Source organism: Pseudomonas sp. Leaf129 (assembly GCF_001423465.1).
Lineage (GTDB): Bacteria > Pseudomonadota > Gammaproteobacteria > Pseudomonadales > Pseudomonadaceae > Aquipseudomonas > Aquipseudomonas coleopterorum.
The window spans coordinates 425,732-438,486 of sequence record NZ_LMOC01000008.1 but is presented as its reverse complement, the minus strand read 5'-3'; the positions used below and the strand labels follow the sequence as shown (position 1 = coordinate 438,486).

General features: G+C 62.1%; 10 protein-coding genes. 3 read left to right on the top strand and 7 right to left on the bottom strand.

Features of this window, described 5'->3' with window-relative positions; genetic code table 11:
- Window positions 1-4 precede the first annotated feature (4 nt).
- The 3 genes from gspF to ASF66_RS16020 form a co-directional block, all read right to left on the bottom strand.
- The gene (gene gspF, locus ASF66_RS16030) at window positions 5-1,207 is read right to left on the bottom strand and encodes a type II secretion system inner membrane protein GspF (RefSeq protein WP_056844535.1); all 1,203 of its coding nucleotides are present in this window, start codon (window positions 1,205-1,207) and stop codon (window positions 5-7) included.
- A gap of 2 nt (window positions 1,208-1,209) precedes the next feature.
- Complete coding sequence (gspE, locus tag ASF66_RS16025) at window positions 1,210-2,934, bottom strand: type II secretion system ATPase GspE (protein WP_236707115.1); 1,725 nt, start codon at window positions 2,932-2,934, stop codon at window positions 1,210-1,212.
- A gap of 78 nt (window positions 2,935-3,012) precedes the next feature.
- On the bottom strand, window positions 3,013-3,243 hold the full coding sequence (locus ASF66_RS16020) for a hypothetical protein (RefSeq protein ID WP_056844534.1): 231 nt from the start codon (window positions 3,241-3,243) through the stop codon (window positions 3,013-3,015).
- A 483-nt stretch (window positions 3,244-3,726) separates the two neighbouring features.
- On the opposite strand from ASF66_RS16020, the gene ASF66_RS16015 reads away from it, so the two are divergent.
- The gene (locus ASF66_RS16015) at window positions 3,727-6,462 is read left to right on the top strand and encodes a beta-glucosidase (protein WP_056844533.1); all 2,736 of its coding nucleotides are present in this window, start codon (window positions 3,727-3,729) and stop codon (window positions 6,460-6,462) included.
- A 141-nt stretch (window positions 6,463-6,603) separates the two neighbouring features.
- Here the strand turns inward: ASF66_RS16015 and ASF66_RS16010 are convergent, their stop codons facing one another.
- Window positions 6,604-7,239, bottom strand: a complete 636-nt coding sequence (locus ASF66_RS16010) for a TetR/AcrR family transcriptional regulator (protein WP_375143239.1) — start codon at window positions 7,237-7,239, stop codon at window positions 6,604-6,606.
- A 320-nt stretch (window positions 7,240-7,559) separates the two neighbouring features.
- Here ASF66_RS16010 and ASF66_RS16005 point away from each other — a divergent pair, with 320 nt between their 5' ends.
- Complete coding sequence (locus tag ASF66_RS16005) at window positions 7,560-8,186, top strand: glutathione S-transferase family protein (protein ID WP_056844531.1); 627 nt, start codon at window positions 7,560-7,562, stop codon at window positions 8,184-8,186.
- Between the two features lie 12 nt (window positions 8,187-8,198).
- On the opposite strand, the gene ASF66_RS16000 is transcribed toward ASF66_RS16005, so the two are convergent.
- Genes ASF66_RS16000 through ASF66_RS15990 form a run of 3 tightly spaced genes read right to left on the bottom strand, consistent with a single transcriptional unit; the run spans window position 8,199 to window position 11,523 of the window.
- Window positions 8,199-9,785, bottom strand: coding sequence for a M48 family metallopeptidase (locus ASF66_RS16000; RefSeq protein ID WP_082484694.1), 1,587 nt, complete (start codon window positions 9,783-9,785; stop codon window positions 8,199-8,201).
- A gap of 8 nt (window positions 9,786-9,793) precedes the next feature.
- Entirely contained in the window at window positions 9,794-10,153 is a 360-nt protein-coding gene (locus ASF66_RS15995; protein ID WP_056844530.1) for a hypothetical protein, read from the bottom strand.
- Complete coding sequence (locus ASF66_RS15990; protein ID WP_082484693.1) at window positions 10,150-11,523, bottom strand: CHASE2 domain-containing protein; 1,374 nt, start codon at window positions 11,521-11,523, stop codon at window positions 10,150-10,152. The genes ASF66_RS15995 and ASF66_RS15990 overlap by 4 nt, the downstream gene beginning before the upstream one ends.
- Window positions 11,524-11,707: 184 nt before the next feature.
- On the opposite strand from ASF66_RS15990, the gene ASF66_RS15985 reads away from it, so the two are divergent.
- Window positions 11,708-12,730 carry an ABC transporter substrate-binding protein gene (locus ASF66_RS15985; RefSeq protein ID WP_049861612.1) on the top strand — a complete coding sequence of 341 codons (1,023 nt, stop codon included), beginning with the start codon at window positions 11,708-11,710 and terminating at the stop codon, window positions 12,728-12,730.
- Window positions 12,731-12,755: the final 25 nt, after the last annotated feature.

Here is a 12,755-nt window from a genome sequence, read left to right as displayed (position 1 = left end):
TTCCTCAAATGTTACTGGTAAGACTCATCAGCGGCAGCATGATGGCGAGCATGATCACCGCCACCATCACCGCCATCACCACGGTCAGGCTGGGCACCAGGGCGGCCAGCAAGCGGTCGATGCCACGCTTGGCCTCGACGTCGAATACGTCGGCCACCTTGAGCAGCATGGTGTCGAGGTTGCCGGACTGTTCGCCCACCTCGATCATCTGCAAGGCCAGCTCCGGCAGCAGCGGCTGCTCACCGAAGGCCTGCGCCAAAGTGCCGCCGCCTTTGACCCATTGCGTGGCCTGTTCCACCTGTTCGCGCAGGGCATGGTTGCCGCACACCTGGCGTACGATGGTCATGGCCTGCAGCAAGGCCACGCCGTTGTTCAGCAAGGTGCCCAGGGTTCGTGCCAGCCGCGCGACTTCGATACGTTGCAGCAACGGGCCCAGCACCTTGACCGACAGCACGCGACGGTCGTGTCGCTGGCGCCGCTGCGGATTGCGTCGCGCCACGGCAACACCCCAGACCAGCGCCACCAGGGCGGCGAGCAGGAGCAGCCCATAGCCGCTCAGAAATTCACCCAGGCCAAGGATCGCCTGAGTGATCAAGGGGATGGGCACGCCCAGATCGCGGAAGATGGGCACGAACTGCGGCACCACATAGGCCAGCAGCAATGCCAGCGAGCCGAGCACGCCGACCACAAGGAAAATCGGATAGATCAGCGCGTTGATCACTTCGCCACGCACTTTCTGGCTGCGCTCCAGGTAGTCGGCCAGCTGGTGCAGGGTGTGCTCCAGCGAGCCGCCTGCTTCCCCGGCGCGCACCATGCTCAGGTAAAGGCTGGAGAACTGCCCGTGTTCCTCCTCCAGCGCCTGGCTCAACGGCTTGCCGGCCTTGACCTGCTCGCGCACGCGCTCCAGCAGGGCCCGGCGCCGAGGTTCGCCAGCCTGTTTCAACAGGATGCCCAACGAACGCTCCAGCGGTTGCCCCGCCCCAAGCAGCGTTGCCAGTTGCTGGGTAAAACCGACCAGCGCGGCGGCATTCATGGCACCGCGCTGGCGCGTACCGCCAAGGCTGGCCTGGACATCGCTGTCCAGACTCAGCAGCAACAGCCCACGCTGTTGCAGCACCCGCGCGGCGGCATCGCGATCGCTGGCTTCGAGGCTGCCTTGACGGCTGCTGCCGTCGGCGTCCACTGCCCGGTACTTGAAATAGGCCATGATCAGTCGCCGCGCGTGACGCGCAGCACCTCTTCGAGCGAGGTGATACCGGCCACGGCCTGGCGCAAACCTTCTTCATACAAGGTACGCAGGCCACCGCGGCGCGCGGCCTGTTCGAGGGTGGCGGCATCGGCCTGGCGCATGAGCAGCGAGCGCAGTTCTTCGTTCATGACCAGCAACTCGGTGATGGCGCTGCGGCCGTGGTAACCGCCGCCGGGCAGCTCGCTGGCGGGTCGGTAGAGCATGATCGGGCGCTGCGTCGTGAAGCGCTCCAGCCCATGCTCGGCGATCAGTTCGGGCGGTGCCTCGAACGGCACACGGGTCAGCGGGTCGAGCCGGCGGACCAGGCGCTGGGCCAGAATGCCCTTGACGGTGGAAGCGATCAGGTAGCTTTCCACGCCCATGTCCAGCAGGCGGGTGATGCTGGCCGCCGCGCTGTTGGTGTGCAGCGTCGACAGCACCAGGTGGCCGGTGAGCGAGGACTGGATGGCGATGCGGCAGGTTTCCAGGTCGCGCATCTCACCGATCATGATGACGTCCGGGTCCTGGCGCACGATGGAGCGCAGAGCCCCTGCGAAATCCAGACCGATGCTGGGTTTGACCTGAATCTGGTTGATGCCTTCGAGCTGGTACTCCACCGGGTCTTCGACGGTGATGATCTTGCGCTCGGCGGTGTTGAGCCGCGACAGGGCGGTGTACAAGGTGGTGGTCTTGCCCGAACCGGTGGGGCCGGTCACCAGCAGAATGCCGTGGGGATTCTCCAGCACGTCCAGGAACGTGCTCAGCCGCTCGCCATCCATGCCCAGGCTGGGAAAGTCGAAGCTCACGGTCTGGCGATCGAGCAGGCGCATCACCACCGATTCGCCGAAGCTGGTGGGCACGGTGCTGACCCTCAGGTCCAGCTCCTTGCCCTGGATGCGCAGCATGATGCGGCCGTCCTGAGGCAGGCGGCGTTCGGCGATATCCAGGCGCGCCATGATCTTGAGGCGCGAGATGATCGCCGCCGACGAGGTCGATGGCGGGGCCTCGGCCTCGTGCAGCACGCCGTCGATGCGATAGCGCACCTTGAGCTGGCTCTCGAAAGGCTCGATGTGAATGTCCGAGGCCCGCTGCTCCACTGCGCGTTGCAGGATCAGGTTGACCAGGCGGATCACCGGCGCTTCCGACGCCAGGTCGCGCAGGTGCTCGATATCGTCCTCGGCACCGCTGTGCTCGTCGAGGGTTTCTATCAACGAACCCATGGCCGACCGCCCCTGGCCATAGAGCTTCTCGATCAGGGCGTCGACCTCACTGGCCGCCCCCACCGACACATACACCGGTTTTTCACAGGCGTAGCGCAATGCATGCAAGGCATAGTCGTCGCCCGGGTTGGCGGCCAGTACATGAATGCCGTCGCCATGGATGCCCAGCGGCACCAGGCGGTAATGACGCAGAAACCGCTCGTTGACGGTGGGCAAGGGCTCTTCGCAAAGCTGCACGGCGTCGGCCAGCAGCAAGGGCGCTTGCAAGGTCGCGGCCCACGCCTTGGCCAGGTCCAGTTCGGACACCAGCCCCAGGCGGGTCAGCAATTCCACCAGCGTGCTGCCTTCCGATTCCTGCGCCAACCACCGTGCCCGCTCCAGGTCGCTGGCCTTGAGGTGGCCATTGTCCAACAGCCAGGCACACACCTGCTCGACACCTTGTGTCGGCAAGTAATGGCTATCGATGGGGGCGACGGATAAAGACACGGTGGTGTACTTCAAATGATCAGGGGCCACTTTCGAGGCCCCTGAGGTGTAATGACTACAGTAACTAAGCGCGCTGCGTTAGTTTGCCGCAGGCTTGGTCTGCTCGGTGGGGCGGCCACGCTGGTTTTCATCGGACTGCTTTTGCTGCTTCTGTTGTTTCTGCTCCACTTTGACGTTCTTTTCCTGTGTCATGACCGTGGAGTCGCTGACGCCTTGAGCGTTTTGTTCAGTGCTGGATTCGGCTGCGAAAGTGGTGCCGGCAGCAACAAGAGTGAACGCGGCAATAGTGCCCAGTAGTGGCAATTTCATTTCAAGCATCTCCAAGGTTTGTATCGAGCCCGTCCGCCTCAGCGGATTGAAGCTCGCGATCGTTTGTCGATTTTCGCTCAAAATGGCCGCTTTACGAGCGTTTTTGAAGGTCGATCGACAAAAATGCTAAACCTACAGACCGGAAGGTTTAGCGATGGTTCCCCATGTGTAACAAAAAAATACCGAGAAAATACTAAAACCACCGAAGTTCACCTTTTCGTTTGACTTCGTTTGTAAACAATTGTCTTAATTTAAAGGCGCGGGCACGTCTCGTGATAATTACTGGCAACTTGCCATTCACCTTAGTTATCCAGGGAAATATCGCCTCAGAACTATCGTAAGTCGAAGTGCCACTAGCGGTGATCTTCCGTGCTTCCTGCGAAGTTGCGGTATAGGCCTACTATTGCCTGAAATAAAGGCGTGCAGCACATCGACTGCGACAAATGAGCGCGGGGGTACCTGATACTTGGAGATCGTCTTCACATGCTAAATCGGAAAACCTTGGGTGCTCATTCGGCCCTGGCCCTGCTGAGCCTGGCCGTCGGCCATGCCAACGCATCGACGACCATCAGTCCGAAACAACTCGCCGCCAATGAGCTGCGCGCCGACAAGGCCGCCGAACGAACCCTGGCCAAGATGACCCAGGAAGAAAAACTGGCCTACATCGGCGGTATCGGCGGCTGGGACGTCAAGCCACTGACCCAGTACGGCGTGCCGCAGATCCACGGTGCCGACGGCGGTGCAGGCATTCGCTACACCAGCGAAGGCAACGATCCGGGCGTGGTCTACCCTTCGGGACCGAACCTGGCGGCGACCTTCAACCCGCAGCGCGCCATCGACTTCGGTCGCGCCCTGGGCTACGACACCGCCACCGGCGGCTACCAGTTCGTCACCGGCCCGGGCATGAACCTCTATCGCATGCCGTGGAGTGGTCGTGCCTTCGAATACCTCTCCGGTGAAGACCCGTTCCTGGGCGCGAGCCTGGCTCCGGCGGTGGTCAACGGTATCCAGCAGCGTGGCGTGTGGGCCGAAGCCAAGCACTACGCAGGCAACGACCAGGAGACCAACCGTTTCATCCTCGACCAGGCGATGCCCGAGCGCGTGCTGCGCGAGCTGACGCTGCCGGCGTTCGAGTCCTCGGTGAAGAACAGCACCGTGGCCATGATGATGTGCTCGTTCCAGAAGGTGAACGGCGAGTACGCCTGTGAGAGCAAGCACCTGATCGCCGATATCCTGAAGAAGGAATGGCGCTACAAGGGGCTGGTGCAGAGCGACTACAACGCCGTGGTGCACGGCCTGCCTGCGGCCCAGGCCGGTACCGACCTCGACATGATGGGCGGCCAGATGAACAGCACGGTGCTCAAGCCGTACCTGGACAGCGGCGAGCTGGACATGGCGACCATCGACGACAAGGTCCGCCGCATCCTCAAGAACATCTACCTGTACAAGTTCGACAAGATCGACCCGCAGACCACCCACGACATGAACAGCGCTGCCAGCAACAAGGTCGCACTGAACATCGCCCGCGAAGGCATCGTGCTGCTCAAAAACCAGAACGACGTATTGCCGCTGGACAAGGCGAAGGTCAAGCGCATCGCCGTAGTCGGCAACCTGGCCAAGTACGCGCCGCCTACCGGTTTCGGCAGCGCCCACGTCGACGCCACGCACTACATCAGCGAGCTCAGCGGCCTGCAGCAGATGGCGCCGAACGCCAAGGTCGAGTTCCTCGACAGCCTGTCCCTGGATCCGGCAGCGTCCCAATGGACCACCACCGACAGCAAGGGCAATACGGTCAAGGGCATGAAGACCGAGTTCTTCACCAACGCCAACTGGTCCGGCGATCCCTCGGCCACCCGTATCGACAGCCACGTCGACATGGACTGGTCCACCGACGATATTCCCAGCAACGGCGACACGGCCAACACCTCGATCCGCTGGACTGGCCAGGTCACCCCGACCATCAGCGGCGAGCAAGTGTTCAAGGTCCGTGCCGACGGTGCGGTGCGCGTGTGGGTCGACGGCAAGAAGATCATCGATAACGGCGACGGTGAAAACATCACCAACAAGAGCATTCCGCCAACCATTCCCGAGTCCGGCAAGGTCACCCTGGAAGCTGGCAAGACCTACGATGTGAAGCTCGAGTACTCGCGCCGTGATGGCTACCTTTCGACCATGGGCGGCCTGGTGGGTGTGCAGATGGCCTGGGCCTCGCTGGCCGCGCCGCAAGACCTGTCCCAGTACGATGCCGTGGTGGTTGCCGTCGGCAACAGCAGCGAATATGAAGGCGAAGGGTTCGACCACAGCTTCGACCTGCCCGAGTATCAGAACGAGCTGATCCAGAACATCGCCAAGGTCAACCCGCGCACGCTGGTGGCGATGCACGGCGGTACCGCACTGAAGATGAGCGACTGGATCGATCAGGTCCCGGCCGCGCTGCATGCCTTCTACCCAGGCCAGAACGGCGGCCAGGCCCTGGCCGAGATTCTGTTCGGCAAGGTCAACCCATCGGGCAAACTGCCGATCAGCATCGAGCGCAACATCGAAGACAACCCGCTGTACGCGGATTTCCCGAACTTCGACAACACCCGCACGCTCAAGGACCTGAGCTACAAGAACGACCTGACCATGCTCGGTTACCGTGGTTACGACAAGACCGGCACCAAGCCGCTGTTCGCCTTCGGCCATGGCCTGTCCTACACCCAGTTCACCTACAACAACATCTCGGTGACCCCGGGTGTGGCGGTAGGCAACACGCCGATCAAGGTCTCCTTCGACCTGACCAACAGCGGCCAACGCGCCGGTGCCGAAGTGGCCGAGCTGTACGTCGGCCAGCAGCATCCTAAGGTGGAGCGCGCCGTCAAGGAGCTCAAGGGCTACAAGAAGGTCTTCCTGCGGCCGGGTGAAACCCGTCGTGTCACCATCGAGCTCAACGATCGCTCGCTGGCGTACTTCGACGAGAAGAGCAAGCAGTGGGTCGTCGATGCCGACAGCTTCGATATCAGCCTGGGTGCAGCGTCCGATGACATTCGTCTGAAGGGCCGTTTGGTCAATCCGTTCCGTCAGGAACTGTCGACCACCACCAGCAACCCACTGCCACGTTCGGCGTTGAAGTCGACCAAGGTATCTCAGTCGCACGACAACACAGGCGGTGTGTTCGAGCAAACCGAGAGCGAGAACGAATCGAGCGGAAACAGCGAGTACGAAAACGCCGCTTACTAAGTGAAACCGACGCGGCTTGCACCGCTGCCACAGAGGATCGCAACACCCCTGTAGCAGCGGCGCAAGCCGCGTCAGCGCTGGATGCAACCTGCCTGTCGCACCGCAACACACCGGGACCCGGCTCGCGCCGCTGCTACAGGGTCAGGCCGAGGGGGCTCGGATATCACGTTCTACCTGAGCTATATAACTGTCGAACCGCTCCACCAGATCGACAGTCTCCGGAAACCGCAGCCACTGCAACTGCAAGCCATCCATCATCGCCAGCAACTGGTGAATCAGCGCATCCAGGTCCACATCCCCACGCACTTCGCCAATGGCCACCAGATGGTCGAGCCGGGTGCGCATACGCCCGTGAATGGCCGCATAGCGTGACTGGAACCACTCCCAGCCCGGATGACTGTCCACCAGGCTTTCGGCATTAAGCATGCTGAAAGCGCGGATCACACCCGGCGCGGTCGCGTTGGAACGGTTGATCTGCTGCAGACCTCCCAGAAAACTGCTCAGCGTCAGCTCGCTCTGCAAGGCGTCGCTGATCTTCTGATTGACCTCGTCCCGGCGCGCCAGCACACCCATCAGCAATGCAACCTTGTTGGGAAAGTGGTGCAGCACGCCGGCCACCGAGATCCCCACCCGGTCGGCGATCCGGGCGATCGACGCACCGCTGTAGCCTTCCAGGGAAAACAGCTGCAGCGCCGCATCGAGCAATTCCTCGCGGCGCTTCTCGCCTTTGGGCGCGCGGCGAGTGCGGGGGGCGATGTCGGGGGTACTGTCGGTCATGTCTGTCATGGGCACATCCTGTGTGGGGTATTTCCTGCGTCAGGTGCTTCCTGACATGGAGCATCCTGCGGGGGGCTGAGGGGTCGGTTCGAGCAAACCTAATGCAGATGACCTGCGCCCTGCAATGGTGCGCCAGTGCAAGCCACGTTCAGATGTGTCAGCGACGAGCGACATTAAGTTCAGAGAATCCCGCCGCCGCACCGTCGAACCGGGTCGGCACTTTCTCGATTGGCACTTACTCGATTGGCACTTACTTGATTGGCACTCTGGCCGATGCGCAGGGTCACCTGCTTACCTCTTCAACAAAACAGGTTCGACCCATGATCACCGTTCACCACCTGAACAACTCCCGCTCGCAACGCATCATCTGGCTGCTGGAAGAGCTGGGCGTGCCCTACGAGATCAAGCGCTACGAGCGCGATGCGAAAACCAATCTCGCGCCCGCCGAGCTCAAGGTCGTTCATCCATTGGGCAAATCGCCGATGATCCAGGACGGTCCGCATACCATCATCGAGTCCGGCGCCATCGTCGATTACCTGATCCGTCGTCATGGCCATGGCGCGCTGCAACCTGATCCGGCCAGCGCCACCTACGACGAATACGTGCAGTGGCTGCACTTCGCCGAAGGCTCGGCGATGCTGCCGCTGATGCTCAATCTGTACGTGGGCCGTCTGGGCGACGCTGGCGCGCCGCTGCATCCACGTATCGAATCGGAGCTGGAGAACTACCTGGGCTATCTGAATACCGCCCTCAGCCTGACCCCTTACCTGGTGGGCGAAGAGCTGACCGGCGCCGACGTGCAGATGAGCTTCGTCGGCGAACTGGCCAAGGCCCAGGGCAAGCTGGATGCCTATCCGCACCTGTCGGCCTGGGTCGAACGCCTGCAGGCGCGTCCGGCTTACCAGAAAGCGATCGAGCAGGGCGGCGAGTACAAGTTCGCCAAGTGACCGCAGCCCGCGTCAGGCCGGCAGCAGCTTCTTGCAGCCGTCCTTGCGCGTCGGGTACTGGGTGCACTTGCGCGCCAGTTCCTTGACCTGCGCATCGTCCTTGAGCTGTTGGTTCGCTGCCAGCTTCTCGGTGATGAACAGCTCCTCGGAACCCAGCGTGCGTTCGGCCTGAGCGATCATCGCCAAGGCCGCACGCGGATCCTTATTGAGCAGATGATGGGCAATCATCAGGTCATACAATTCGGGGCTGGCCAATGACCAGTCCTTGATCGCCTGCAATGCCTGCAACGCTTCCCGGCGCTTGCCCTCGGCCATCTCCACACTGAACTGCGCACGGCGAATACCTGGCTGGTCGCGCACCGGCGAGGCCAACGCACGTTCGCTGAACAGGCGAGCTTCCCGCACCTGTCGCTGTTCCAGGGCCACCGTGGCGGCGTAGGCATCCTTGTACGCCTGCAACGACGGCGCCACGGCAGTGGAGGCGCGCAGCTGCTGCCAGCCATCCGCATTCACCCGCGCGCGGCGTTGGCCGTCATACTGCCGTTGCAGGTACTGACGCAGTTCGGTATCGCGATCCAGCGGCGACATATGCGAGCGCTGAAAGTATTGACCTGCGGCGCTAATGCCGGTGGTCAGACCCTGATTGAGGGTGACCCCAACCTCCTTGACCAGGCGATCGACCTGCAGATTTTTCACCGACTCCTGCAGGGCGTCTTTGCGCGCCGTGGCAAAGCTGCCGAGCAGGGATTGCTGCTTGCCCTGGAAGTCGCTCAGGCGTTGCAGGCTGTGGCTGGCCGCGCGCGGCGCGTAGCCGGCCTTGATCATCAGGTCCGCGCCCAGCAGATCGGCCTGATCTTCCTGGGTGCGGCCCCAGGCGGTGCTCCAGATGTTCTCCGAAAAACTGTTCATCAAGGCGGTGTACAGCACCGTATTGCTGACGGTCTTCTGGGTGCGCTGGGGGTCCTTGCTGACGAACTTCAACGTGTCCGAGCGATGATCGACCCGGGTATCGGCGACCTTGGCCGCGAGCACGATCGAGGTCGCCACGTTGGTCAGCATGGCGTTCTGCTGTTGGAAGGCCGCGCGTCGGTCGTGGTGATGCAGCAGTACATGGCTCATTTCATGGCCCAGCATCGCGGCGATTTCATCTTCGCTCTGGACGTTGTCGAGCATGCCCAGCGGCACGAACAGATTGCCGAACGGATCGGCCGAAGGACCGAAGCCGTAGCTGTCGATCACCTTGACCTGCAAGGCCGGCAGCTCGCCGGGCCACCCCTTGCCCAGGCGGGTGACGATGCCTTGCAGATACGCCTGCAAGGGCGGAATCAGCACCACGTTGTGCTGACGAATCTCGCCGGCCGGGATGGCCATGCCGTCGTAGCTCAAGCGTTGCGCCGTGACCCGCTGCGGGTCGAGCTTGTAGTACTGGCGCACATCGGCGGTATCCAGGTAGCGACCCTGGACCTGGGACTGGGTCGAAGGCCCGACCAGATTCATGAAGGCCGCATCGGCACCCTTGAGCGTGCCGCAGCCGGCAAGCAGCAGGCAGGCCATGGCGCCGAATACCAGGCCGATGCCATGACCGCGCGGGTGTTTCATTGGCCGGATCATGGCTTGTTGCAGCCTGAACCGAAGCCTATGGTCGAGGCATTGCGGGTGTCGGCTTTCTGGCTGTTGGACAGGCGCTCGCATGGCGTGGTGACGATCTTGCCTTCACTCAAGCGCAGGTCCATGGTGTCCAGCCAGACCTTGCGTCCGCCGAGTTCGACCTGCACCAGCTCCAGGTTCGGATTGCTTTCCAGCACCGGTAGCGGCGGCTTGGGCGCGTCCTTGAGGGCCAGCGTACCCTGGGATTTGCCGTGCGCATCGAGCAGCGTCAGCGGATCAGCCTCGAAAGCCTCCACGGTGGCGGCAAACACGCCAGGGCTGCACAGCGCAGCCAATAGCAGAAAAGTGGTTCTGGTCATCCTTGAGTTCCTTTGAGAAGTGAAATACGGACGCGCCTGCGTCGAGCGAAGCCGCGCAGAAGCGACCGCCATTGCCGCCTGACAAACTGGCTGATCGGCTCTGCAATGATGGAAAGGGACAGCACGGCGATGGCCAGCACGTTGGCCGGACTGATGTTGTTCCTCCACAGCCCCCAGCACATCGCAGCCAGCGCCACCTGGACGACGGCCCACCAGAACAGCGGTGCGCGCCAGCTTCGGGCCCGGCGATGACGGCGCCGTCGGTACCAGGCGCGCAAGCCGACGATGACAATGACAAAACCCAGTTGCACCAGGTCCAGCCAACTGATCGACAGCCAGGCGTAAGGCTGCGGATCGCGTTGGTACCCATCGTGGTAGGTCACCAGGTTGTCCAGCGCCATGGCGTGCAGGTACACCCCCGGCAGCAGGCCGTGCACCGGCGTTTGGGCCAGGTCACCGGCCGACGTGATCTCGGCACCCACCAGCACCAGCTTGTCGCCGAGCATCTGCCGCAACAGCGCGCGATCCTCCGGCGAATTGGCTTCCAGGGCACTGGCCTTGAGCGTGAGGGTGTAGGCGCAGCTGGCTGGGGCGCTGTCGCCGAACTTCCAGAAGATCGCCTGCCACAGCTGGATGTACCAGGCAGTGTCGTCAATCGAACAGTCCGCCACCGAGGTAGACCGCGCTTGCAGGGGCGACAGCGTCGTTCCCCAGCGCAGCGCCATGGGTGGGCGTTGCGCGGCCTCGGCGGCATCCACCGGCAGCCCGGCACAGTCACGGTCGCGGCAGAACTCGCGGTACAGGCCCAGCGCTGGCGTTTCGAGCAGTCCTTGGGAAGTCTCGACGGCCAGCGGGTACCTGTCGCCGACATCGCTCCACTTCACCAGGGCGCGACGGGTCATCCGATCCAGCGAGTCCAGGGCATTGGCCTGGCCGTCGACGCCGCGCCGGTCGCCGGTATTGGCCAGCAGCAGTGCGATGCCTTGTTCCCGATAGCGCTCGAAGACATTCACCAGCAGTTGGCTGCCGTTGTCGGCATCATTCGGTGCATGGTCGTGGCTGTACATCAAGTCCACGAACACCGCCCGTGGCTTGTAGGCGAGCAGGCGCTTGAACAACTGGCTTTGCTGCGCATAGGGCAGGGGCCAGAAGGTGGCGTTGTGCATGAGATATTCGTCATCGATCAGCACCACGACCACCTGCTGTTGACCGGTGTCCGGGTAACTGCTGGCGGTGATGCGATTGATCCACTGCGAAGACGCAGCATCGCTGGCACTGGACAGCCCGAAAGGATCGAGCAGTGCAATGCAGCCTATGACCAGGCCGAGCAACACTTGCCCCAGCCAGAAGCGAAAATAATTAGCCTTCATCCGTGGCCTGATAGCGATTCCTTGTGTGTCGGCTTTGTAAAGGAAGTGGACGGATGATGTCAAGGCGATGGCAGGCGGCGCTGCGAACGGTTGAATATGGTTATTCTGTAATCGTATTTAAAATAAATTTCTTATGCACATATAGTCGCTCCCATACATCCCTGATGCCTTGCCTGGAGCGCTTATGTCTAGATCCACTTTCAGCCGTCTGGCTACCGCCGTCGGGCTAGGCTTCAGCCTGTTGGCCGGTGCCGTGGTTGCACCCGCGCAGGCCCATGCCGAGGGCGAAATCCGTATCGCCGAGCAGTTCGGTATCGTTTATCTGTTGCTCAACGTGGTGCGCGATCAGCATCTGATCGAGAAGCACGGCAAGGAGGCAGGCATCGACATCAAGGTCGACTGGACCCAGCTGTCCGGCGGCTCTGCGGTGAACGATGCGTTGTTGTCCGGCGCGATCGACATTGCCGGGGCAGGCGTGGGTCCGCTGCTGACCATTTGGGATCGCACCCATGGACGACAGAACGTGAAGGCTGTCGCTTCACTGGGCAACTTCCCTTACTACCTGCTCAGCAACAACCCCAAGGTCAAGACCATCGCCGACTTCACCGAGAAGGATCGCATTGCCGTGCCCGCCGTCGGTGTGTCGGTGCAATCACGCTTTCTGCAATACGCGGCGGCCAAGCAGTGGGGCGACAAGGAATACAACCGTCTGGACAAGTACACCATCGCCGTTCCTCATCCCGATGCCACTGCGGCATTGATTGCCGGCGGTACCGAACTCAGTGGGCACTTCTCCAACCCGCCGTTCCAGGATCAAGCCCTGGCCAATCCCAATGTGCACGTGGTGCTCAACACCTACGACCTGCTGGGCCCCAACTCACCCACCGTGCTGTTCGCCACCGAGAAATTCCGCGAGGAAAACCCCAAGACCTACCACGCGTTCGTCGAGGCCCTGGCCGAGGCGGCCGACTTCGCCCAGAAAGACAAAGGCGCCGCTGCCGATACCTACATCCGCGTGACCGGCGCGAAGATCGACCGGGCCGCACTGCTGAAAATCATCGACAACCCGCAGTTCGAATTCTCGATCACACCGAAGAACACCTACCCCCTGGCCGAGTTCATGCACCGCGTCGGCGCGATCAAGAACAAACCGGCCTCCTGGCAGGATTACTTCTTCAAGGATGCCAAGCCGTTGCAGGGGAGTTGAGATCTGATGCCCTATGCCCCTAACG

Excerpts from the sequence above, each read along its gene's own strand:
- gspF (WP_056844535.1), bottom strand. The coding sequence starts at position 1,207 with ATGGCCTATTTCAAGTACCGGGCAGTGGACGCCGACGGCAGCAGCCGT.
- ASF66_RS16020 (WP_056844534.1), bottom strand. The coding sequence starts at position 3,243 with ATGAAATTGCCACTACTGGGCACTATTGCCGCGTTCACTCTTGTTGCT.
- ASF66_RS16015 (WP_056844533.1), top strand. The coding sequence starts at position 3,727 with ATGCTAAATCGGAAAACCTTGGGTGCTCATTCGGCCCTGGCCCTGCTG.
- ASF66_RS16010 (WP_375143239.1), bottom strand. The coding sequence starts at position 7,239 with ATGACCGACAGTACCCCCGACATCGCCCCCCGCACTCGCCGCGCGCCC.
- ASF66_RS16005 (WP_056844531.1), top strand. The coding sequence starts at position 7,560 with ATGATCACCGTTCACCACCTGAACAACTCCCGCTCGCAACGCATCATC.
- ASF66_RS16000 (WP_082484694.1), bottom strand. The coding sequence starts at position 9,785 with ATGAAACACCCGCGCGGTCATGGCATCGGCCTGGTATTCGGCGCCATG.
- ASF66_RS15995 (WP_056844530.1), bottom strand. The coding sequence starts at position 10,153 with ATGACCAGAACCACTTTTCTGCTATTGGCTGCGCTGTGCAGCCCTGGC.
- ASF66_RS15990 (WP_082484693.1), bottom strand. The coding sequence starts at position 11,523 with ATGAAGGCTAATTATTTTCGCTTCTGGCTGGGGCAAGTGTTGCTCGGC.
- ASF66_RS15985 (WP_049861612.1), top strand. The coding sequence starts at position 11,708 with ATGTCTAGATCCACTTTCAGCCGTCTGGCTACCGCCGTCGGGCTAGGC.